The sequence below is a fragment of the Falsiroseomonas ponticola genome (genome assembly GCF_016805305.1).
Classification (GTDB): Bacteria; Pseudomonadota; Alphaproteobacteria; order Acetobacterales; family Acetobacteraceae; genus Falsiroseomonas; species Falsiroseomonas ponticola.
This window is the reverse complement of sequence record NZ_JAERQN010000001.1, coordinates 113,412-135,218: the sequence shown is the minus strand read 5'-3', so window position 1 is coordinate 135,218 and position 21,807 is coordinate 113,412. Positions and strand designations below refer to the sequence as shown.

General features: G+C 71.5%; 22 protein-coding genes and 1 tRNA gene. 15 read left to right on the top strand and 8 right to left on the bottom strand.

The genetic code is table 11. From position 1 onward, the window contains the following. Positions 1-41: 41 nt before the first annotated feature. From JJI54_RS00605 to JJI54_RS00545, 13 genes are all read left to right on the top strand, one after another. Positions 42-1,010 carry a PDR/VanB family oxidoreductase gene (locus JJI54_RS00605; protein ID WP_203069907.1) on the top strand — a complete coding sequence of 323 codons (969 nt, stop codon included), beginning with the start codon at positions 42-44 and terminating at the stop codon, positions 1,008-1,010. Further along, positions 1,007-2,188: a Gfo/Idh/MocA family protein gene (locus JJI54_RS00600; protein WP_318987418.1), complete on the top strand. Its 1,182-nt coding sequence runs from the start codon at positions 1,007-1,009 to the stop codon at positions 2,186-2,188. The genes JJI54_RS00605 and JJI54_RS00600 overlap by 4 nt, the downstream gene beginning before the upstream one ends. A 9-nt stretch (positions 2,189-2,197) precedes the next feature. After that, positions 2,198-2,380 carry a hypothetical protein gene (locus tag JJI54_RS00595; protein ID WP_203069905.1) on the top strand — a complete coding sequence of 61 codons (183 nt, stop codon included), beginning with the start codon at positions 2,198-2,200 and terminating at the stop codon, positions 2,378-2,380. A gap of 128 nt (positions 2,381-2,508) precedes the next feature. Further along, the gene (locus JJI54_RS00590; protein WP_203069903.1) at positions 2,509-2,823 is read left to right on the top strand and encodes an STAS domain-containing protein; all 315 of its coding nucleotides are present in this window, start codon (positions 2,509-2,511) and stop codon (positions 2,821-2,823) included. Further along, entirely contained in the window at positions 2,820-3,182 is a 363-nt protein-coding gene (locus tag JJI54_RS00585; protein WP_203069901.1) for a response regulator, read from the top strand. Before JJI54_RS00590 ends, JJI54_RS00585 begins: the two co-directional genes overlap by 4 nt. Continuing rightward, positions 3,179-5,203 (top strand): chemotaxis protein CheA, encoded by a 2,025-nt coding sequence (locus tag JJI54_RS00580; RefSeq protein WP_203069899.1) that lies wholly within the window; start codon positions 3,179-3,181, stop codon positions 5,201-5,203. The genes JJI54_RS00585 and JJI54_RS00580 overlap by 4 nt, the downstream gene beginning before the upstream one ends. Then, positions 5,200-5,652: a chemotaxis protein CheW gene (locus JJI54_RS00575; RefSeq protein ID WP_203069897.1), complete on the top strand. Its 453-nt coding sequence runs from the start codon at positions 5,200-5,202 to the stop codon at positions 5,650-5,652. The genes JJI54_RS00580 and JJI54_RS00575 overlap by 4 nt, the downstream gene beginning before the upstream one ends. Before the next feature lie 32 nt (positions 5,653-5,684). Continuing rightward, complete coding sequence (locus tag JJI54_RS00570; RefSeq protein ID WP_203069895.1) at positions 5,685-7,373, top strand: methyl-accepting chemotaxis protein; 1,689 nt, start codon at positions 5,685-5,687, stop codon at positions 7,371-7,373. A 48-nt stretch (positions 7,374-7,421) separates the two neighbouring features. Further along, the gene (locus JJI54_RS00565) at positions 7,422-9,227 is read left to right on the top strand and encodes a methyl-accepting chemotaxis protein (RefSeq protein ID WP_203069893.1); all 1,806 of its coding nucleotides are present in this window, start codon (positions 7,422-7,424) and stop codon (positions 9,225-9,227) included. Positions 9,228-9,234: 7 nt separating this feature from the next. Next, entirely contained in the window at positions 9,235-9,717 is a 483-nt protein-coding gene (locus JJI54_RS00560) for a chemotaxis protein CheW (RefSeq protein WP_203069891.1), read from the top strand. Between the two features lie 4 nt (positions 9,718-9,721). Continuing rightward, on the top strand, positions 9,722-10,570 hold the full coding sequence (locus JJI54_RS00555; protein WP_203069889.1) for a CheR family methyltransferase: 849 nt from the start codon (positions 9,722-9,724) through the stop codon (positions 10,568-10,570). Continuing rightward, a complete protein-coding gene (locus tag JJI54_RS00550) occupies positions 10,567-11,658 on the top strand; it encodes a protein-glutamate methylesterase/protein-glutamine glutaminase (RefSeq protein ID WP_203069887.1) in 1,092 nt (363 codons plus the stop codon). The genes JJI54_RS00555 and JJI54_RS00550 overlap by 4 nt, the downstream gene beginning before the upstream one ends. After that, a complete protein-coding gene (locus tag JJI54_RS00545; protein ID WP_203069885.1) occupies positions 11,649-13,370 on the top strand; it encodes a coiled-coil domain-containing protein in 1,722 nt (573 codons plus the stop codon). The genes JJI54_RS00550 and JJI54_RS00545 overlap by 10 nt, the downstream gene beginning before the upstream one ends. 11 nt (positions 13,371-13,381) lie before the next feature. On the opposite strand, the gene JJI54_RS00540 is transcribed toward JJI54_RS00545, so the two are convergent. From JJI54_RS00540 to JJI54_RS00525, 4 genes are all read right to left on the bottom strand, one after another. Beyond that, positions 13,382-13,984 (bottom strand): HupE/UreJ family protein, encoded by a 603-nt coding sequence (locus JJI54_RS00540; protein WP_203069883.1) that lies wholly within the window; start codon positions 13,982-13,984, stop codon positions 13,382-13,384. A 23-nt stretch (positions 13,985-14,007) separates the two neighbouring features. Then, positions 14,008-15,402: an amidase gene (locus tag JJI54_RS00535; RefSeq protein WP_203069881.1), complete on the bottom strand. Its 1,395-nt coding sequence runs from the start codon at positions 15,400-15,402 to the stop codon at positions 14,008-14,010. Beyond that, positions 15,399-15,602, bottom strand: a complete 204-nt coding sequence (locus JJI54_RS00530; protein ID WP_203069879.1) for a hypothetical protein — start codon at positions 15,600-15,602, stop codon at positions 15,399-15,401. Before JJI54_RS00530 ends, JJI54_RS00535 begins: the two co-directional genes overlap by 4 nt. Positions 15,603-15,690: 88 nt before the next feature. Continuing rightward, a complete protein-coding gene (locus JJI54_RS00525) occupies positions 15,691-16,200 on the bottom strand; it encodes a ferritin-like domain-containing protein (RefSeq protein WP_203069878.1) in 510 nt (169 codons plus the stop codon). Between the two features lie 117 nt (positions 16,201-16,317). Between JJI54_RS00525 and JJI54_RS00520 the strand changes: the two genes are divergently transcribed. Both JJI54_RS00520 and JJI54_RS00515 read left to right on the top strand, forming a co-directional pair. Then, a tRNA-Arg gene (locus JJI54_RS00520) sits at positions 16,318-16,394 on the top strand. A 699-nt stretch (positions 16,395-17,093) separates the two neighbouring features. After that, entirely contained in the window at positions 17,094-17,726 is a 633-nt protein-coding gene (locus JJI54_RS00515; RefSeq protein WP_203069876.1) for a YajG family lipoprotein, read from the top strand. A gap of 462 nt (positions 17,727-18,188) precedes the next feature. Here JJI54_RS00515 and JJI54_RS00510 read toward each other — a convergent pair whose 3' ends face one another. Genes JJI54_RS00510 through JJI54_RS00495 form a run of 4 tightly spaced genes read right to left on the bottom strand, consistent with a single transcriptional unit; the run spans position 18,189 to position 21,109 of the window. Further along, the gene (locus JJI54_RS00510; RefSeq protein ID WP_203069874.1) at positions 18,189-19,502 is read right to left on the bottom strand and encodes a DUF3631 domain-containing protein; all 1,314 of its coding nucleotides are present in this window, start codon (positions 19,500-19,502) and stop codon (positions 18,189-18,191) included. Then, on the bottom strand, positions 19,499-20,491 hold the full coding sequence (locus JJI54_RS00505; protein WP_203069872.1) for a hypothetical protein: 993 nt from the start codon (positions 20,489-20,491) through the stop codon (positions 19,499-19,501). The genes JJI54_RS00510 and JJI54_RS00505 overlap by 4 nt, the downstream gene beginning before the upstream one ends. Beyond that, positions 20,488-20,844, bottom strand: a complete 357-nt coding sequence (locus tag JJI54_RS00500) for a hypothetical protein (protein ID WP_203069870.1) — start codon at positions 20,842-20,844, stop codon at positions 20,488-20,490. The genes JJI54_RS00505 and JJI54_RS00500 overlap by 4 nt, the downstream gene beginning before the upstream one ends. Further along, on the bottom strand, positions 20,831-21,109 hold the full coding sequence (locus JJI54_RS00495) for a hypothetical protein (RefSeq protein WP_203069868.1): 279 nt from the start codon (positions 21,107-21,109) through the stop codon (positions 20,831-20,833). The genes JJI54_RS00500 and JJI54_RS00495 overlap by 14 nt, the downstream gene beginning before the upstream one ends. Between the last annotated feature and the right edge of the window lie 698 nt (positions 21,110-21,807).

Below are 21,807 nucleotides of genomic sequence, written 5' to 3'. Positions count from 1 at the left end.
ATTCTTAGAGAGCTAAGTAAATCCGCCATGGAGGATCGCGCATGGATGAGGATGGGGCGTTCCGGCCGCTGCGCGTGCTGGCGGCGGAGCCGATCGCGCAGGGCATCATGCGCTTCGACCTGGCCGATCCCGATGGCGCCGAGCTGCCCGGCTTCACCGCCGGCGCGCATCTGCAGGTGCGGGTGCCGAACGGGATGATCCGCCGCTACTCGCTATGCGGCGACCCGATCGAGACGGCGTCCTACAGCATCGCCGTGAAGCGGGACGCGGCCGGCCAGGGCGGCTCCCTCGCGCTGTGCGACCAGGTGAAGGCGGGGGACCTGCTGCCCTGCGCGGCGCCGCGCAACGATTTTCCTCTGCTTGGCAACCCGGTGTCGCGACTGTTCATCGCGGGGGGCATCGGCATCACGCCGATCATGTCCATGATCCGGCAGCTGCAGGCGGAAGGCCGGCCGCCCTGGAAGCTCATCTACCTCACGCGCTCCCCGGCCGAGACGGCGTTCCTGGATGATCTCTCCACGCCCGCGCTGAAGGGCAAGGTCGTCATCCACCATGATGGCGGCGACCCCGATCGGGCCTTCGACCTCTGGCCCCTGCTGGACCAGCCCAAGGGCCGCCACATCCATTGCTGCGGCCCGCGCGGGCTGATGCAGGCTGTCAGGGACATGACCGGCCACTGGCCCGCCTCCGCCGTGCATTTCGAGGATTTCGGCAGTGGCGGCGGGCAGAAGCGCGCGGATGACGCGCCCTTCGCCGTGCGGCTCGCGCGGTCCGGCACGCGGATCGACATCCCCGCCGGCACCACCATCCTGGACGCGCTGCGGGCTGCCGGCATCGCCGTCTCCCATTCCTGCGAAAGCGGCACCTGCGGGTCCTGCCGCACCGGGCTTGTGGCGGGGCAGGCCGATCACCGCGACCTGGTGCTGATGGAGCATGAGAAGGCGTCGCACCTCATGGTCTGCGTCTCCCGCGCCGCGCCCGGCACGGATGAGCTGGTGCTGGACCTGTGACGCGCCGCCTGCGGCTGGGCGTCGTCGGGCTGAGCCGCGCCTTCACGCTGATGCTGCCGACGCTGGCCGGGCATGCGCGCGTGCAGCTCGTCGCCTGCGCCGAGCCGCGGCCGGAGGCGCGCGCGCGCTTCCTGCAGGATTTCCCCGGCAGCCGCGCCCATGCCGACATGGCGGCGCTCTGCCGGGACGAGGCGGTGGAGGCGATCTATGTCGCGACGCCGCACCAGTTCCACGCCGCCGACGTCATCGCCGCCTGCGCCGCCGGCCGGCACTGCCTGGTGGAAAAGCCCATGGCGGTGACGCTGGCCGAATGCGCCGCGATGATCGAGGCCGCGGACCGCGCCGGCGTGCAGCTCGTCATCGGCCACAGCCATGGGCAGGACGGGCCCGTGCTGGCGGCGCGCCGCCTGATCGCGGGCGGCGCGCAGGGGCGCGTCCGCCTCATCACCGCGCTGACCTATACCGACTTCCTCTGCCGCCCGCGGCGGCCGGAGGAGCTGGACACGGCGCGCGGCGGCGGCGTGGTGTTCAGCCAGGGCGCGCACCAGCTGGATGTGGTGCGGCTGCTGGGCGGCGGCCTGCTGCGCAGCGTCCGCGCCCAGTGCTTCGGCTGGGACCCCGCCCGCCCGACGGAGGGCGCCTATACGGCCTTCCTGCAGTTCGAGGATGGGGCCGCCGCGACCCTGACCTATAGCGGCCATGGCCGCTACGATACGGATGAGCTGATGGGCTGGGTGGGCGAGCTTGGCCAGCCCCGCGACCCCGCCGCCTATGGCACCGCGCGCCGCGCGCTTGCCGCCATCACCGATGAGGAAGCGGCCAAGGCGCGCCGCGCCTATGGGCCGGAGACGCCGCCGCTCGCCGCGCCCGCGCCGCCTGCCTTCCACAACCAGTTCGGCTTCCTGCTGGCGAGCTGCGAGCGCGCGGACCTCCGCCTGACGGCGGAGGGCGTGATGGTCCATGCCGATGACCGCCGCTGGCTGGAACGCGCCCCCCTGCCCGCCGTGCCGCGGGGGGAGGTGCTGGACGCCTTCTGCGCCGCCGTGCTGGATGGCGTGGCGCCGGTGCAGTCCGGGGCCTGGGGCATGGCGACGCTGGAGGCCTGCCTCGCCATCCTCGATTCCGCGCGGACCGGCCGCGACGTCACGCTGCGCCACCAGGTTGCCGTACCCGGCTGAGGAGAACGCATGGCCACGCTACGCATCGAGGCGACCCGTGACGCGGCGACGGGCCTCTTCTACCTCGCCGTCTTCATGCCGGCGGAGGCGACGGAACCCTTCGTCACCACGGCGCCGCGCTACATGAGCGCGGCGGCGGCCGAGCAGGACATGATCGCCACCATCACCGCCACGGCCAGCCGCCCGCGATAGGCTGCCCCCGGCGGGGGCACCGCCGCGCCGAAGCAGGATCGTCATCGCAATGATCGGCGCCCCATTGGGGAATTGCTAACCTCGATACCGCATACCGTGCCGCCATCCCTTCCGGACAGGCGCGCAACATGTCTATCCCTGCCCAAACCCCTGCCCTGCGCCCCTTGCGGCTGCAGGGCCGCCTGACCATCGCCACCATCCAGGAATCCCGGGCGGCGCTGCTGGAAGCGATGCGCGCTTCCCCGGCCGTGGAGCTGGATTGCGCGGATGGCACGGCCTTCGACACCTGCTTCGTCCAGCTGCTGGAATCCGCCCATGCCCTCGCGCAGCGGGACGGCATCGCCTTCTCCCTCCGCCAGCCCGTGCCGCCGCCGCTCGCCGCCATCCTGGCCGAGGGCGGCTTCCGCGACTGGACCTCTTCCCCCGAACGGAGCGCCGCATGAAGACCGTCCTCACCGTCGATGACTCGGCCAGCGTGCGGCAGATGGTCCGCCTGACGCTGTCGGGCGCCGGCTACCAGGTGAAGGAAGCCGGCGACGGCGCGGAAGGGCTGCGCCAGGCGCAGGCTTCGCCGGTGAACATGGTGGTGACGGACCTGAACATGCCGGTGATGGACGGCATGACCTTCATCCGGGAACTGCGCAAGCTGCCCGCCTACAAGGGCGTGCCGATCATCTTCCTGACCACGGAATCGGACGCCACCCGCAAGGCGGAGGCGAAGCAGGCCGGCGCGACGGGCTGGATCACCAAGCCCTTCGAGCAGACGCAGCTCCTCGCCATCGTCAAGAAGGTGCTGGGATGAGCGGCGCCGGCGATCCCGCGGAGATCTTCCGCCAGGAAGCGGCGGAGCTGCTGGAGCAGCTGGAGCAGGCGCTGCTGGACCTGGGGCGGCGGCCGGATGACCGCGGCCTGGTGGATACGGCGTTCCGCGCGCTGCACACCATCAAGGGCTCCGGCGCCATGTTCGGCTTCGAAGCGGTGGCCGCCTTCGTCCATGATTTCGAAACCGCCTTCGACCGCGTGCGCAGCGGCCTGGCGCCCTGCTCCCCCGCCCTGGTGGCGGCGGCGCTGGAGGCGCGCGACCACATCCGCGCCCTGATCGAGACGCCCGCCGAGGCCGAGCCCGGGCGCGGCACGGCCCTGCTGGCGGCGCTGCGCCTGGCGGTGGAGGGCGCCGATGCGCCGGCCGCGCCGCCCGGGGTGGAGCCGCCCGGGGCGGAGCCCGAGGCCGAGTGGCTGGTGCGCTTCCATCTGGGCGGGGAGGCGCTGGTCAACGGCGCCAATCCGCTGCTGATGCTCGACGAGCTGCGCGCGCTGGGCAGCGTGACGGTCACGGCCCTGACCGAGGCGGTGCCGCCCCTCGACGAGATCGATCCGGAGAGCTGCCACCTCGGCTGGCAGGTCCGGCTGCGGGGCCGCTGTTCCCGCGCGGCCATCGAGGAAGTCTTCATCTTCGTCAGCGACGACGCGCGCATCCAGATCGAACGGCTGGACGCCCCGGCCACCCCGGTGGCGGAGGCGCCCGCCGCCGCGCCGGCCGCGCCCGTGCCGGCGCAGCCCGCATCGGCTCCGTCCACGCCGGCCCAGCCCGCGCCCGCGCAGCCCATGGCGGAGAAGCCGCGGGGCGAGGGCGAGATCGCCCGTGTCGGCGGCAGCCTGCGCGTGCAGGCGGAGCGGCTGGACGCCCTGATGGACCGGGTGGGGGAGCTGGTGATCGCGCATGCGCGGCTCAGCCAGATCGCCTCGGGCGGCGAGGCCGGGCTGACGACGGTGGCGGAGGAGATCGGCCGCCTGGTGGCCGAGCTGCGCGACACGACGATGAGCATCCGCATGCTGCCGATCGGATCGCTGTTCACCCGCTTCCGCCGCCTGCTGCACGACCTGTCGCGCGACCTCGGCAAGCCGGTGGAGCTGGTGACGAGCGGCGAGGAGACCGAGCTCGACAAGACCATGATCGAGCGCCTGGCCGATCCGCTGGTGCACCTGATCCGCAACGCGGTGGACCATGGGCTTGAAGCGCCGGGCGCGCGGATCGGCGCCGGCAAGCCGGAAGCCGGCAGTATCCGCCTCTCGGCGCGCCATGCCGGGGCGGAAGTGCTGGTGACCGTCAGCGATGACGGGCGCGGGCTGGATGCCGAGCGCATCCGCGCGAGCGCGATCGAGAAGGGCCTGATCAGCGCCGAGGCGCGGCTGGCGGAGCATGAGATCCACCAGCTGCTGTTCCAGCCCGGCTTCTCCACGGCGAAGGAGATCTCCGCCATCTCCGGCCGCGGCGTCGGCATGGATGTGGTGAAGCGGACGGTGGAGCAGCTGCGCGGCTCCATCGAGATCGCGACGCGGCCGGGCCGCGGCACCGATGTCACGCTGCGCCTGCCGCTCACGCTCGCGATCATCGAGGGTCTGCTCGTCCGCGTGGGCGATGGCTGCTACGCCATCCCGCTGTCGGCCGTCGAGGAATGCGTGGAGCTGCCGCCGCCGGAGGATGGCCGTTCCGGCGGCTACAGCCTGCTGCAGATCCGCGGCGCGCTGGTGCCCTTCCTGCGGCTGCGGGAGGTGATGCGCTGCACCACGCCGCCCGACCCGCACCAGAAGGTGGTCATCATCACCGCCGGCGACCAGCGGCTGGGCGTCGTGGTGGACCAGATCCTCGGCAGCCACCAGACCGTCATCAAGTCGCTGTCGCGGCTGCATGCGGATGTGAAGACCTTCTCCGGGGCCACCATCCTCGGCGATGGCAGCGTCGCGCTCATCCTCGATGTCGCGCACCTGCTGGAGATCGGGGAGGAGGAAGGCCGCCGGACGCGGATGAGGCAGGCGGCATGACGCAGGAAACCCCCTCCCAGACCCCGGTCGATGTCCTGACCCTCGGCATCGGGGGCGAGGTCTTCGCCATCGAGGCGGCCGATGTGCGGGAGATCCTGGACCTCGTGCCCATCACGGCGGTGCCGGGCGCGCGGCCCTTCGTCGGTGGCGTCGTCAATGTCCGCGGCCGCATCGTGCCGCTGGCCGACCTGCGCCTGCAATTCGGCATGGCCGTCACGGCGCCCACCACCGACACGCGCATCATCGTCGTGGAGCTGGACCTGGCCGGGGAGCCCACCCCCGTCGGCATCCTGGCGGACCGGGTGTTCGAGGTGACGCAGATCGTGCCCGCATCGCTGGAGACGGCGCCGCGCATCGGCATCCGCTGGCGGCCCGAATTCATCCGCGGCATCGGCATGCGCGGCGACGATCTGCTGATCCTGCCGAACCTCGCCCAGATCCTCCACTGATCCTTCCTGCAACACGCAAGGACACCACCCCCATGCGCATCACGGTACGGACCAAGCTCTTCGCCGCCTTCGGATGCGTCATCCTGCTGATGGCAGGCATGGCTGCCTTCGGCGTGACGGGCCTCGCCTCCGTCGGCCGGACCTATGAGACAGTGCTGGAGGATGCGGTGCCGCGCATCCAGCGCGCGCAGACGGTGCAGTCGGAGCTGGCCCTGCTGGTCCGCGCGGAGAAGAACGTGATCGTGGCGCCGACCCGCGCGCAATCCGACCAGTTCGTCGCGGAAATGGAGCAGCGCCGGCAGGCGCTGCTGGCGGCGATCGACTATGCCATCGCGAGGGCATCGGAGAACGGGCGCCCGCGCTGGATCGAGGTGCGGGCCTCACTCCTGCAGTATATCCAGGCGCAGGACCAGATCCGCGACCTGGTGCGCGCCGGCGATGCGGCGCAGGCGGCGACGCTGTCCACTGGCGCCGCGCGCGGCCATGTGACGGCGATGATGGATCGCCTCCAGCAGGTCATCGGCATCAATGCCGAGCTGCTGCGCGCCGAGCGCGCGGAAGCGATGGAGACGCAAGCCGAGACGCGGATGGCGCTGCTTCTGGCCGCGGGCGCCGCGCTGCTGGTCGCGATCGGCGCCGCGGTCTGGATCGCGCTGTCCATCGCCAACGGCCTGCGCAAGGCGGTGGGCATGGCGGATGCCATCGCCGGCGGCGACCTGAGCCATACGGTGGACCAGCGCAGCAACGACGAGATCAAGGACCTCGTCAACGCGATGACGCGGATGAACACGGCGCTGCGCAAGATCGTGACGGAGGCCTCGACGGCGGCGCAGAACGTGGCGTCCGGCAGCCAGGAACTCGCCTCCTCCTCCGAGCAGCTGGCGCAGGGTGCGACGGAGCAGGCTTCCTCCGCCGAGGAGGCCTCGGCCTCGATGGAGGAGATGGCGGCGAACATCAAGCAGAGCGCCGAGAACGCCAGCCAGACGGAGAAGATCGCGCGCCAGGCGGCGGAGGATGCGGAGCGCAGCGGCGCGGCCGTGGTCCAGGCGGTGGTCGCGATGCAGAGCATCGCGGAGAAGATCAACATCGTGCAGGAGATCGCGCGGCAGACGGACCTGCTGGCGCTGAACGCGGCGGTGGAAGCGGCGCGCGCGGGCGAACACGGCAAGGGCTTCGCGGTGGTGGCGAGCGAGGTGCGCAAGCTGGCGGAGCGCAGCCAGGCGGCGGCGGCGGAGATCAGCACGCTGTCCTCCACCACGGTGAAGACGGCGCAGGAGGCGGGCGAGATGCTGCAGCGCCTGGTGCCGGACATCAAGCGGACGGCGGAGCTGGTGGACGAGATCAACGCGGCGTGCCGGGAGCAGGATCTGGGCGCCGGGCAGATCAACCAGGCGATCCAGCAGCTGGACAAGGTGACGCAGCAGAACGCCAGCGCGTCGGAGGAGGTCTCCGCGACGTCGGAGGAGCTGTCCACCCAGGCGGAGGTGCTGCAATCCACCATCGCCTATTTCCGGCTGGGGGAGGCGGAGGCGCCGCGCGTGCCACCGGTCGCGGAACAGCGCCCCGTTTCCTTCGCCCGCCCCCAGGTCAGGCCCGCGCCGCGGCGCGAGGCGCCGGCCAAGGCCAAGCCCATCCGCGTGGCGGGCCGCGCCAACGGCAATGGCTTCGCCCTCAACATGAGCGCGGGCGACAGCCTCGACGCCGAATTCCAGCGACACTGAGCCGCACCCCTTCCGTCATTCGATCGACAACGGAGAAAGACCAGCACCATGCGCGCGACCATCAAGGCGAAGCTCTTCGCGGCCTTTGGTTTCCTCCTGCTCATGCTCGCCGGCATGGTCGGCCTCGGCCTGTTCAAGCTGTCGTCGATCACCGCCAACTACGAAGGCACGCTGGATGGATCCGTCGTGCGCGTCCAGCGGGCGCTGACTCTCCAGTCGGAAGCGCTGCTGCTCGTGCGGGCCGAGAAGAACATGGTCCTGGCCAATGACCGCCCCTCGGTGGAGCGCCAGGCTGCCGAGATGGACCAGCGGCGGCAGGCGCTGCTGCAGGCTTTCGACGCCGCCATCGCGGTGGCTTCGGCGGAAGGCCGGCCGCATTGGGTGGCGGCGCGGGCGGCGCTGCAGCAATACATCACCCTGCAGGACCGGATGCGGGAATTCATGCTGGCCGGCGACGATGCGCAGGCCGAGGCGCTGTCCATGGGCGCGGCCCGCCAGAACGTGGTCGAGATGCTCGACCGCCTGGGCCAGGTCATCACCATCAACCAGCGCATGATGCGCGAAGCGCGCGCGGAAGCGACCACGGATGCGCAGGATACCAAGGTCCTGCTGCTGTCGATCGGCCTCGTCGTGCTGCTGATCGCCGCGGCCTCCGCCATCTGGATCGCGCTCGCCATCAGCCGTGGCCTCGGCCAGGCGGTGGCCGTGGCCCAGGCCGTGGCGATCGGCGACCTCAGCCAGAAGGCGAATGTCACCACCAATGACGAGATCAAGGACCTGATCGTCGCGATGGACCGCATGACGGAGGGTCTGCGCGCCACCGCCGCGGTGGCGGAGGAGATCGCGCAGGGCAACCTGGCCGTGGTGGCGAAGCCGCTCTCCGACAAGGACGTGATGGGCCAGTCGCTGGAACGCATGCTGGCGAAGCTGCGCGCCGTGGTGAGCGAGGCCTCGACGGCGGCGCAGAACGTGGCGTCCGGCAGCCAGGAACTCGCCTCCTCCTCCGAGCAGCTGGCGCAGGGTGCGACGGAGCAGGCTTCCTCCGCCGAGGAGGCCTCGGCCTCGATGGAGGAGATGGCGGCGAACATCAAGCAGAGCGCCGAGAACGCCAGCCAGACGGAGAAGATCGCGCGCCAGGCGGCGGAGGATGCGGAGCGCAGCGGCGCGGCCGTGGTCCAGGCGGTGGTCGCGATGCAGAGCATCGCGGAGAAGATCAACATCGTGCAGGAGATCGCGCGGCAGACGGACCTGCTGGCGCTGAACGCGGCGGTGGAAGCGGCGCGCGCGGGCGAACACGGCAAGGGCTTCGCGGTGGTGGCGAGCGAGGTGCGCAAGCTGGCGGAGCGCAGCCAGGCGGCGGCGGCGGAGATCAGCACGCTGTCCTCCACCACGGTGAAGACGGCGCAGGAGGCGGGCGAGATGCTGCAGCGCCTGGTGCCGGACATCAAGCGGACGGCGGAGCTGGTGGACGAGATCAACGCGGCGTGCCGGGAGCAGGATCTGGGCGCCGGGCAGATCAACCAGGCGATCCAGCAGCTGGACAAGGTGACGCAGCAGAATGCGAGCGCGTCGGAGGAGGTCTCCGCGACGTCGGAGGAACTGTCCACCCAGGCGGAAGTGCTGCAATCCACCATCGCCTATTTCCGGCTGGGGGAGGCGGAGGTGCCGCGCGCGGCGGCGGTGGCGGAACAGCGCCCCGTCTCCTTCGCCCGCCCGCAGGCCAAGCCCGCGCCGCGGCGCGAGGCGCCGGCCAAGGCCAAGCCCATCCGCGTGGCGGGCCGCGCCAACGGTAACGGCTTCGCCCTCAACATGAGCGCGGGCGACAGCCTCGACGCCGAATTCCAGCGGCACTGAGGCGGCGATGGCGGAGCATGACCAGTACGTCACCCTGGGCGCGGCGGCGGAGATCTTCGCCATTCCCGTCGCCCAGGTGCAGGAAATCCTGGACCTGCGGCCGATCGCGCGCCTGCCCCATGCCCCGGCCAGCTTCCTCGGCCTGACCGATGTGCGGGGGCACAGCGTGCCCGTCGTCGATCTGCGCCGCCTGCTCGGCCTGCCGGTGGCGGAGCCGAGCCAGGTGACGCGCATCCTGGTGCTCGAACTGGACCTCGATGGCCGGCGCCTGCGCATCGGCCTGCTGGTGGACCGGGTGTTCGAGGTGACGAGCCTGGATGCGGCGCAGTCGGAGCCCGCGCCGGATATCGGCCGGCGGTGGCGGTCCGACTGCATCCGCGGCATCGGCCGGCGCGCCGGCGCCTTCGTGGTCGTGCTGGACATGCCGCGGCTGATCGGCGCGGATGAAGGCGCGGCGCTGCTGCTGGACGATCCGGCGCTGGCCGCCTGACCACATGGCGGACATCCTGAGCGACCGCCGCTTCCGCCAGGTGGCGGGGCTGATCGAGCGCGACATCGGCATCAAGCTTCCCGCGGTGAAGCGCACCATGGTGGAGGGGCGGCTGCGCAAGCGCGCGCGCAGCCTCGGCATCATGGATGTCGACGAGTATTGCGGCGCGCTGTTCGATGACGGGCTGCTGGAGACGGAATACCAGCACGTCATCGACATGGTGACGACGAACAAGACCGATTTCTTCCGGGAAGCCGAGCATTTCGACTTCCTGGCGCGGGTCGCCGTGCCGAAGCTGATGGAACGGCCGCGCGCGGGGCGGCCGCTGAAGATGTGGTCGGCCGCCGCCTCCACGGGGGCGGAGGCCTATACCATCGCGATGGTGCTGGCGGAGCTGGCGCTGGAAGGGCGCATCGCCTCGGGCTTCCGCATCCTCGGCACCGACATCTCGAGCCAGGTGCTGGAGGTGGCGCGCCGCGGCATCTATCCGGAGGAGGCGATGGCCCCGGTGCCGCCGGCGCTGCGCCGCCGCTACGTGATGCGGCATCGCGATCCCGCGCGGGCGGAATGCCGGATCGTGCCGGAACTGCGCGCCGCCACCGCCTTCCAGCTGCTGAACCTGATGGAGACCAGCTACGCGGTGGATGGCGACATCGACGTGATCTTCTGCCGCAACGTGCTGATCTACTTCGAACGGCCCACGCAGGAAGCGGTGCTGGCACGGCTGGCCGCGCATCTGCGCCCCGGCGGCTTCCTCATCGTCGGCCATTCGGAAACCGCCGCGGGCGCCACGCTGCGCGGGGTGCGGAGCGTGATGTCCACCATCTGGCAGCGGGAGGAGGGAAGGGCATGACGGCGCGTTCCGGCAAGCCGATCCGCGTTCTCATCGTCGATGACAGCGCGGCGGTGCGCCAGGCGCTGACGCGCGTCATCGCCGATGCCCCGGATATCGAGGTGATGGGCACGGCGCAGGACCCCTTCTTCGCCGCGCAGCGCATCCAGCAGGAAATGCCCGACGTCATCATCCTGGACATCGAGATGCCGCGCATGGACGGCATCACCTTCCTGCGCCGCATCATGGCGCAGCGCCCGGTGCCGGTCATCATCTGCTCCTCCCTGGCGGAGGAGGGGTCGGAGACGCTGCTGCACGCGATGGATGCGGGCGCGGTGGACATCATCGCCAAGCCGCGGGTGGATACCGCGCATTTCCTGCTCGAATCCGGCATCCGGGTCTGCGATGCGGTGCGGGCGGCGGCGCGGGCGCGGCCCGGCCGGCGGATGGCGGGCGCGCCCAGCACGACGGTGGAACGCAAGCTGAGCGCGGATGCGATGCTGCCGCCGCCCGTCAGCCGCGCCATGGTGCGCACGACGGAACGCGTGGTCTGCATCGGCGCCTCCACCGGGGGCACGGAATCGCTGGCGATGGTGCTGCAGGCGCTGCCGCCGGACAGCCCCGGCATCGTGATCGTCCAGCACATGCCCGAACGCTTCACGGCCGCCTTCGCGCGCCGCCTGGACGGGCTGTGCCGGATCGACGTGAAGGAAGCGGAGGATGGCGACGCCGTGCTGCCCGGCCGCGCGCTGATCGCGCCGGGCAACCGGCACATGCTGCTGCAGCGCGGCGGCGCGCGCTACCACGTGGCGGTGAAGGACGGGCCCCTCGTCTCCCGCCACCGGCCCTCGGTGGACGTGCTGTTCCGCTCCGCCGCGCAATATGCGGGGCCGAACGCCGTCGGCGTCATCATGACCGGCATGGGCGATGACGGCGCGCGCGGCCTGCTGGAGATGCGCCATGCCGGGGCGCGGACCGTGGCGCAGGATGAGGCGAGCTGCGTCGTCTTCGGCATGCCGAAGGAGGCGATCGCGCTGGGCGCGGCCGAACGCGTCATGCCGCTGGACCGCATCCCGGCGCTGCTGGCGGAGGTGCGCCGATGGAACTGAGCACGCCGATGCTGCGCGCGCTGCGCGACCGTCTGGCGCCCGCCTTCGCGCCGGTGGATGACGACCTGCTGGCGGTGGGCGACCGGCTGGGCCAGGCGGCCGCCCGCATCGACGGCATCGGGGAACGCTTCGGCGACCTCCGCCGCCTGCTGGACGGGGAGGCGCTGGAGACCGCCTCCACCCAGCTCGCGGCCGCGTCGGCGGGGATGGTCGCGCTGGCCGCCCGCAAGGAGCAGGCGGTGACGGCGCTCGGCGTGCTCGGCACGCGGCTCGGCGCGGTCGGCGCGCGCATCGCCTTCCTCTCCCGCATCAACGAGGCGCTCGGCGTCCTCACCCTCAACTCCGCCATCGCCAGCAGCAGCCTGGATGCCGACAGCCGCGACATCGTCACCTTCCAGACCGACCTCCGCCGGCTGACGGACCTGGCCGCGCAGACCGTGCGGCGCTTCGGCCAGCAGCATGCCGCGGCGGTGAAGGACCTGGGCTGCATCGCCGCGCAGCAGGCGGCCTTCAACCGGCAGCATGGCGCCGCGCTGCGGCAGGTTCCGGCCCGCATCACCGCGGGGCTCGACGCCATCACCGCCCTGCGGCGGCAGGCCAGCGCGGCGGCGGAGCAGACGCAGGACCGGGGCCGCGCGATCAGTGGGGCCATCGGCACCGTCGTCACCGCGCTGCAGGTGGGCGATGCCACGCGCCAGCGGCTTGAACATGTGACCGACGCGCTGGGCCAGGTCCTGGCGGGGCTGGAAGGTGCCGGCGTCCCCTGGTGCGCCGGCCTCTCCCCGGCCGAGGCTTCGGCCCTGGCGGCGCGCGCGCTGGCGATGCAGGCCGCGCTGCTGCGCGATGCCGGCGCCACGCTGGGCACGGAATCGCGCAGCGTCACCGCCTCCCTCGCCCGGCTGGGGCAGGAGGCGGAGGCGATGGTGGCGCAGGGCCAGGCGCTGTACGGGCGCGGCGGGCCGCAGGGCCGGTCCTTCCTCGGCGCCCTCGATGGCGATCTGGGGCAGGCCGCGTCGCTGGTCGGGTCCAGCCGCGCGAGCCTGGAGGCGCTGGACGCCGCGATGGCCGCGATCGATGGCCATATGCGCAGCCTCCGCGCCGGGCTCGGCGAGATCCGCGGCATGGAGATCGACCTGCGCGTCGCCGGGCTGAACGCCGTGTTCCGCTGCGCCAGGCTCGGCAAGCAGGGCGCCGCGCTCGGCGCCGTGACGATCGAGCTGCGCGCCTATGCCAAGCAGATGGCGGAAGGGGTCGATGGCCTGTCGGCGGCGCTGGAGGCCGCGCTGGAGACCAGCGCCACGCTGATGCAGGGCGGCGGCCAGGGCCAGGTCGCGGCGCTGGAGGCGATGATGGCGACGCTGCGCGACGGGCTGGAACGGCTGGGCGATGCCGGCCGCGCCATGGATGCGGCGGTGGCCGGGCTGCGGGAGGAAGGCGGGCGCGTGCCCGGCGAACTCGCCGCCATGGCCGAATGCCTCGGCGCCGCGCTCGGCCTGGCGCAGGAACTCGGCGGCATGGGCGGGGAGCTGGAGGCGCTGTCGGCCGGCGCGCCGGAAGTGGCGCCCGGCCTGGTGCATGACCGGCTGCTGCTGGTGCACGCCGTGCCCTTCACGATGGAACGCGAAAGGGAGATCGCGCGCGGCTTCGGCGCCGATGTGCCCGCCGCCGCCGCCCCGGCCGCCGCGATGGAGGTGGACGACTTCCTGTTCTGAGCCCGGCGGGCTCAGGCCAGCAGCGCCGCCGCCCCCACCACCATCGCCGCGATGCCGGCCAGGCGCGGCAGCCGGCCGAGCGCCGGCCGTTCCGCCGCCAGCTTCGCCACGCCGAGCACGATCGCCGCCTGCACGGCCGCGAGGCCGAGGAGATAGGCCAGCACCGGCGTCGCCTCCGCGCCGATCACCGCTTCCGCGAAGGCCTGGCCATGGGCCAGCCCCGCCGCCGCCAGCAGCGCCGCCCAGGCGCCCGCCGGCAGCTCGGCCCGCGCCAGCAGCGCGGCGCCGATGCCGATGACGGACAGCGCCACCAGCGCCTCCGCCCCCGGCAGGGCGAGCCCGGCCCAGGCCGTGACGACCCCGGCGAGCGAGCCCGCGACGAAGACCAGCGCCCGCACCGCCCCCCATCCCGCCAGCCCCGCCACCAGCGCCAGGCCGAGCAGGAAGGCCAGGTGATCCGGCCCGATCACGGGATGGCCGAGGCCCGAGAGCAGCCCCTCCATCAGCGTCGCGGGCGTCGTGCCGCCCATCGGGTGATGCGCGGCGGCCGGGCCGGCGGCGAGGACCAGGGCGCTGAGGACGGGGGCGGCGATCGGCGGGATGGGGCGCTTCATGGCGGCGGGGGCTCCGGGGGGCATCAGGCGGCGAGGGCGGGGCGGCGCTGGCGCCAGGCGGTGGCGCGTTCGAAGGCATGGCCGGCGCGCAGCACCACCGCATCCTCGAAGGGCCGGCCGATGATCTGCGCGCCGACGGGCAGCCCGCCTTCCCCGAACCCGGTGCAGACCGTCATGGCGGGCTGGCCGGTGAGGTTGAAGGGGATGGTCAGGCCGGGGGCCTCCAGGCTCGCGAATTTGGAGACCTTGTCGATCGGCGGTGCCTCCGATGCCTGCGCCGCGGTCAGCAGCAGGTCGCAACCCCGCATCGCCGCCGCCATCGCCCCGCACAGCTCCCGCCGCCGGCGCTGCGCCTGCACGTAGTCGGCGCCGGAAACCAGGGTCGCCAGCGCCAGGCGTTCGCGCAGGATCTCCCCATAGTCGCGGAAGCGCGTGCGCAGCCAGGGCTCATGCACCGCCAGCGCTTCCACCATCAGGATCAGCCAGCCGGTCGCGTTCCAGTCCATCAGCGGCGGCAGGGTGACGTCCTGCACCTCCGCCCCCTCGGCGCGCAGCACCTCGGCTAGGTGGTCCACGCCCTGCCGGACGGCAGGCGTCACCACCAGGTCGGATTCATGGAAGTGGCGGATGACGCCGATCCGCAGGCCCTTCACGCCATCCCCGAGCCCCGCCAGCAGCTCCGGCGCGGGCCGGTTGGCGGAAGAAGGGTCCGCCGGGTCATGCCCCGCCATGGCCTGCAGCAGCAGCGCGCAATCCTCCACCGTCCAGGCGATGGGGCCGGTGGTGTCGAGGCTCTGCGCCAGCGGCAGCACCCCCGCCCGGCTGCACAGCCCATAGGTCGGCTTGATGCCCGCCAGGCCGCAGAGCCCCGCCGGCCCCCGGATGGAGCCGCCGGTGTCGCTGCCCGTGCCCGCCGGCACGATCCCGGCCGCGACCGCCGCACCCGTGCCGGTGGAGGAGCCGGCGGTGAAACGGCTGGTGTCCCAGGGGTTGCGCGCCGGCGGCCAGGGCAGGTCGAAGGAAGGCCCGCCCCAGGCGAATTCATGGGTGGCGAGCTTGCCCACCATGACCATCCCCGCCTCCGCCCAGGCGCGCACCACCGTCGCGTCCCGGGCGGGCACATGGTGTTGCATGAAGCGGGAATGGCCGGTCGTCGGGATCCCCGCTGTCTCGAAGATATCCTTGTGGCCGACGGGGATGCCATCCAGCGGGCCGCGCAGCGTTCCCGCCATCTGCCGCGCCTCCGCCGCGCGGGCCTGCTCCATCGCGACTTCCGGCGTCAGCCGGATGAAGGCGTGCAGCACGGGGTTGAGCCGCTCGGCCCGCGCCAGCGCTTCCCGCGCCAGCTCCACCGGGGAGAGCTGCTTCGCCGCGACCAGCCGGTGCAGGCCGGCGATGGTGGCGGGCAGGGCGCTCATCGCCCTTCGCCCGGCACGAAGATGGTGGCGGGTTCCAGCGCGACCTCGCGCGCGGCCTCCCGCGGGATGCGGATGCGCGCGGTGCTGGCGGCGATGTGGCGGGAGACGGCGATCAGCGTCGCGCGCTCGGCCTCCGTCAGCGCGATGCCGGCCCGCGCCATGGCGGCGTCGAAGACGGCTTCGGGATAGGGCTCGGCCATGGCGCGCCTCCGCGTGACTGCGGGGGCAGGATGCGCGCCCTGGGGGGGCGCGTGAAGGGGAGGGGGCCGCGGCCCCCTCCCTCACCGGTCAGACGCCGGCGGTCTGGCCGGCGCTTTCGCGCTGCATATAGCGCCGCGTGGTGGCGTCGAGGTTCTCCTCGATCCAGCGCGCCATCGCGATCTCCTCCTGCAGGCTCTGCTCCAGCAGCCGCGGCGCGCCGGTGTCGCCGGCGGCCTGGGCCATGGTCAGCAGGGACCGGTAGCTCGCGATCTCCATGTGTTCGAAGGCGAAGTTGGCGAGCGTGTTCTTCATCACCTCGTCCGGCGCCAGCGCATGGCCGATGGCGGCGACGTTGCCCATGAGCGAGGTGCCGATGTCCTTGATGCTGGAGGGCGAGGTGCCGAGCCCGTCCAGGATCTGCGCCAGGCGTTCCTGCTGGCGCTTGCTCTCCTCCCCATGCAGGCGCAGGCGCTCCCGCATCTCCGGGTAGTTCTCGATCCGCTCGACCTGGCGGTTGATGAGCTGGATGGCCTGGGCTTCCAGCGCGTGGGCGTTGGTGAGGCCGGCGATGTAGATGTCGCGGATGCTGCTTGCCATGTGTCGATCTCCCTCGGTCGCTTGTGGCGGGACCTGGGGGGACGAACGGGCTGGCGTCGCGCGGGTTTCCCGCCCCCCTCGCATGGCGCGGGCGGGCTGTGCTATCCGGGGCGCGGCGTCCTCGTAGCTCAGCAGGATAGAGCACCAGATTCCTAATCTGGGGGCCGTGGGTTCGAATCCCGCCGAGGACACCAATCAAATCAGTCGTTTAAGGGCATATTTCGCGCTCTTATTTCGCGGACCTCCGATATGCGGACCCGGTGCGGACCCCTCGGCTGGGTCCCTCTCGCGGAAATGCAAGCGCAGGTGTTCCGGCGCCGTCTCCGCTCCAGGTGCAGCAGTGGCCGGGCGTAGCATCACGTTCTGGATGGGTAGAAGGAGGAACCTCTAGGCGGCGGCGGAACCTAGCGCGGTGGCGCCGTCCGAAACGCTGCGACTCGGCGCCAGCGGACAGGACCCCCGGCCCTTAGCGCCGCAGACAATCGCGCTTTGGGCAGCCGGCGGCGTCTCGCTGTTAGGCGGATATTCCGTCCGCCAGAATCCGGCCTTCCGGGCAGCTTCTAGCGCGGCGCCGGCCATGGTCCACAAACCAGTCCACAAGATGCCGCTTGCGTCGCCGCTCTAGCGCCGTGGGCAACGCGCCTTTGACCACCTGGCGCCGTCCATCGTCCGCCCTACGTCGCGCCCATGGGCCAGGACCGTAGCAACCACCCGGCTATGGCTACCGTGGTGCGGTAGGATCACCAGCGGGGCCGCCTCCGTCATATCAGCACTAGCAGGTGCCAGTGCAGGCGTTACCACCGGTCAGGAGGGATCACCGGACGTCACGCCCCCGCTAGACGCCCGCCACGTCTCCCGGCACCGTTGCGCCCGGTTATCAATCGGAGGGACCTATGCGCCGCCTGCTAACGCTCCTTGCCTTGCTCCCTTTGGCTGCCTGCGCGCTAGAACCCGACTACATCCACGTTCGGCACACGCCAGTAGCCGGCGTCCAGGCTATCCCCGGGGCTGAGCGTATCGGGCTGCAAGTGGAAACTCGTGATGCCAGGACGGCCAATAGGGATCGGGTCAGCGTCAAGAAGAACGGATACGGCATGGAGATGGCGCCGATCATCGCGACCAACGATGTGATCGCGGAGACACGCCAGGCAGTTATTGGCGAGTTCGAGGCACGCGGCTTTCGGATCGGCGGCACCGATGGCCGGGTCGAGGTGGAGGTGTTGCGCTTTCACAGCGAGTTCCGCGCCGGGTTCTGGAGCGGCGTGGCCGCCGCTGACCTACAGGTCAACGTCAAGATAACGGACCCCACCGGCCGCATCGTATTCACTCGCACCTTCACGGCGGAAGGTCTGAACCCCAACATCCAGATCGCCAGCGGAGAGAACGCCCGAATTGCCCTAGAAGCAGGGTTGCAACGTCTGATCCGGCAGATTGGAGACGATCCAGACTTGGCGCGTGCCCTGATGGCGCTGGCGCCACCAGCGCCCGTCCCAGCGCCTACTGCCGGGCGTCGTCCTATCAGTTAAGCTTCGCCAAAGGCGGGTCAGCGTCTAGGTGGTGGCACTGCGCTGGCCTGCCGATTGGCAAGAACGCGATCCATATGGCGGGGGGGCGGGCGAAGTGTTCAGCCCAACGCCCTCCACGACCGCGCCACTCATGCGGCCATGCTAATCCGTGACTTTCGGGCGGCGGTGCGTGCCGCCGGGGGGGGCGGGGGTGCGATCTCCATACGATCCCCGCACCGGGACCGCTCCCCGTCACCTCCGCACGCATCCGCAATTCAAAATATGACCCCTAAGCCCGCGCGCGTGGTTTCCCAGCCTGCCCGCCTCCTCCCTCCGCCCAGCCCGTAACGCGGTTACAACCCCGGTTTTCCGCCGCTTTCCGCCCATTCGCAGCCGTAACAGGATCGCACCCTGTAACCGCACCCGAACGGCCGCAAAGCCTAGAGTTTCCTCGCTTGTAACCGCGTTACCGCTCCAGCGCCCTTAGTTGGCGGGCGCAGGTGCAGCAGGCGTCAGATACCGGGACCACGCCTCCTCAAAATGGTCGCTGATGTAGCCCTTGACCGGGGCACCACCGCCCGGCGGCCGGTAGGTGATCGGCCGCACCCGGAACGGCGCCAGCGCCGCCGCCAGTTGCACCGGGGTCATCGGCCTCCCGTTCTTCCACTCCGGCCACGGCCGCTCCTCCAACTTCTCCAGCGCCGCGATAATGTCAGTCGAGGGAAGGCGGGTCGCGCCGCGTTCGGTGAACAGCGCCCGCAGGTCCGCCAGCAGCAGGGCGCCGGCCTCGGCATTGCCCTCGGCCGCGTTGCGGTGCCCGAACACCTCCAGCAGTGCCCGGCGGGCACGCTGGGGCCATTCCCCGCCGGCATCGTCCGCGATGGACAGCAGCACCACGGAAATGTCGCCCTCCCGGTCGCCCATCGCCTCCGGCACCTCCGGGTCCAGCGGCAGATGGTCGCGCCGGTCCGCCGCCCATCGGGCGAGGCACCGGGCGGCATTGTGCAGCGTTGCGCGAGCGCCAGGCGCGCGGAGTTTCGTCACCGTCTCCGCCGCCGCCTTCCGCTGGAGCGTGATCGGCACGCAGCGGTCCGCCAGCGTGTCCGGCAGCTTGCCTATCCCAGCCAGCGCCACGGGGCAGAAGGTGGCGAACCTGACCGGCACCCACTCCCCTTTCACCTCCACCACGCGCACCACCTCCCCGCTACGCTCAAAGCCGGAGTTGAGGATGCCGCGCAGTTCTTCGTTGTCGCCCACGAAGGTGTCCGCCTCATCCACCAGCAGCGTAATCCCGCCTTCCTCCCGCAACGCCTCCACCGTGCGGAACACTCCGCTGGCGCTGATGTTGTCGGCTTTTAGCGGGCGGTGGCAGGTGGCGCGCAGCAGGTCCAGCAGCGTCGATTTCCCGCATCGCTTGGCAGGTGATCCAATGTTCAGACGGGGCGAGTGCTGGAACCGCTCAGATACCCAGGTATGCGCGATCCACAGCGCGACAGCATCGGCGGCGGTGGCGGGCAGGATGACGTGGCGCCGGATCGCAGCGGCCAGCCTGTCCAGCACCATTCCGGCCTCCACCGGCTCCGGCCAGGGCACGACGACCTGTAGCTCCACGCCTCGGCCGCGCGGTTGCTCGGGCGCCGGCCGCATCTCCTCCACCATGCTGTCCAGCGTGCCGACGCGAACGCGCAGCCGCTTTGCTGCCGCATCGCGTTCGCGGTCATAGGTCACGCGGTCCAGCAGGGAGAGGCGCAATATCTCGGCGGCATCCTCGGCCACCATGGTTGCGGCTTCCGTCATGCCCGCGCCTCCGCCGCGCCGCGCGCGATGCCGTCGCGGGCAGTTGCCTCGGCGTTGCGCCTGTCCTTCCCGCCGCCATCCATCGCGGCCTGAACCAGCGCCACATGGGCGCTGGTTTCATCGAGGATGCCGGCCGCGATCAATTCGCCAGCGCGACACGATGCCCAAAACAGCAGCCGGTGCCGCTCTCCCTCCACCGCGTCCTGCACCACGCGCAGGAGGCGGGCGAAGCGCATCACCTCGCCCCCGCTGTAGAGCCTGCCGGAGCGCCGCAGGGCGGTTGCAGCAGGCGGTGGGGGCGGTGGTGCCAGCAGCGGCGCCGGGGGCACCACAACGGCCTCCAGCCCCTCCAGAACGGCCAGCCGGCGCGGCAGGTGATCGCGCTGCCCGACGAACAGCGGCTCCGCCGTGTAGTGCGGTTGCGCGGCGCTGTAGAGGCTACGATCAACCGGCGCCGCCGCCAGCCACGCCTTACACTCGGCGGAGGTCACGGGGCGGCTGCACCAGCCCCATAGCCGCAGGCGCGCACCGGGCTTGATCCCGTGCGATGCCGTGGCTTGCACCACCAGCTTCGCCACCCGAAACGGCGCCGGCAGTAGTGGCAGTATGGCGCGGGCGTTCGCCACCAGGTCCGCAGGGTCCATCCCCTCTGGCACCGGCAGGCTGTCCACATCCAGCGCGATCCAGCGGCGCGGCACCTCGCGCAGCGTAGGCGCCTCGCCTGTTTTCGGATCGCGGTGGAGGAGGCGCCGGACACCGTGCGTCCTGTCCGCGTCGAGGATCGCGCCGCGCACCACGCAGGTGTCCGGGCGCTGCGCCAGTTCCTCCAGCAGCATCGCCAGCGCCGCCAGCCCCGGAACCTGGAGGTTGTGCAGGTTGACGGTGCGGGTCCGTTGCTGCGCCTCCACCGTGCCATCCGCATGGATCAGCTTGGCGAGGCGCCGTCCCGGCGCCTGCACCACCGTCATCGCGTCGAGGTCATCCATCATGCGGCATCCTCCAGCATGGGCCAGGGTCCGGCGGTCACGGCGATATCGCCGGCCAGGCGGTAGCGCACGAACAGCACCTTGTTGCCGTCCGCGTCGGTGCCGATCACGGGGACACTCTCAATCGGGCAACCGGCCTTCCGCAGCCGCGCGACGTGGCATGTCGCGTTGAGTGCCAAGCGGGGCGGCGCCGCGTTCAGCATCTCCACCCGCGTCATCCCGGCAGGGTGTTGCAACAGCAGTCGCGCCACCTCCGCCGCCCGCTTCGGGATCGGCAGGAACGTGTCACCGACGCGCAGCAGGTGACGGGGGCGCTGCGCCACCGGGCGGTGGTCGGCAGGTTCAACGGGATGCATGGGCGGCCTCCATGGCACGCAGGGCGGACAGCGCCGCCGCGAGGTTCGGATAGGCCAGCGGCACGCGCTGGCCGGGAATGGCGATGCAGGCGCGCGGCTCTCCCTCGGCGTCGAGCATGTCGGCGCGGAGGAGGAGGCGGGCACCGATGGCAGGCGGGCGAGGATGCCGTGCAGCCCATGCGAACAGCGGCAGCGGGGCAGGCGTCATCGCGCGCCGCAGCCGGTGGCGCCGGCCGCAGGTGGGGCAGGTAGTGGTGGCGTTCATGGTGGTTGTCCTGATGTCAGGACCACCGGACACAATTGGAGCGTGGCGCGGAGCGCGCAGCGTGCTAGAAGGCGGGCGTCACCACCGCATCATCACACCGAACGCTTGCCGCCGGGTCGCTCCACGCGCCCGGCGGTCTTGCGTTAAGGGGATGCGATGTTGAGGAGGCGCAGCGCCGCCAGGATCACCAGCGTCGCGACCAGCGCGGCCAGCGGCAGGAACACGCGGCTCATGCGCGGCTCCTCCCATCCTGCGCCAGTTCTGCGGCGCGATGCGGGAATGTCCTCGCCGCTGCCCACTCCTCGGCCGCCGCCAGCGGATACACGATCCGCCGCGCGCCTAACCGGATGTAGGGCGGCCCCTCTCCGGTGCCTCGCCAGCGTTGTAGGGTTCGGGCCGCGATGTGGTAGCGCGCGGCGATATCGCGTTCAGTCAGATAAGTTTGTGTCACGGGACCCTTTCCAGGGGGGCGCCCGCCGTCGCGACTATTTTTGCTCAGGCGCGGCTTCGAACCCTTGGATTCGTCACCGGCTGGCCCCTATGGTCGCGGCGGCGGTCTCGCCCTTGATCTAGCCATCAAGCCCGGCCCCTCCGCGCGCCAACGCGGGGGGGCCATCTCTCCGCCATATCGACGGATCGAAAGCCCCCATAGGGACCCCTAGCTACCGTGTCGCCTTATGGCTGCACGACCGTGGGCC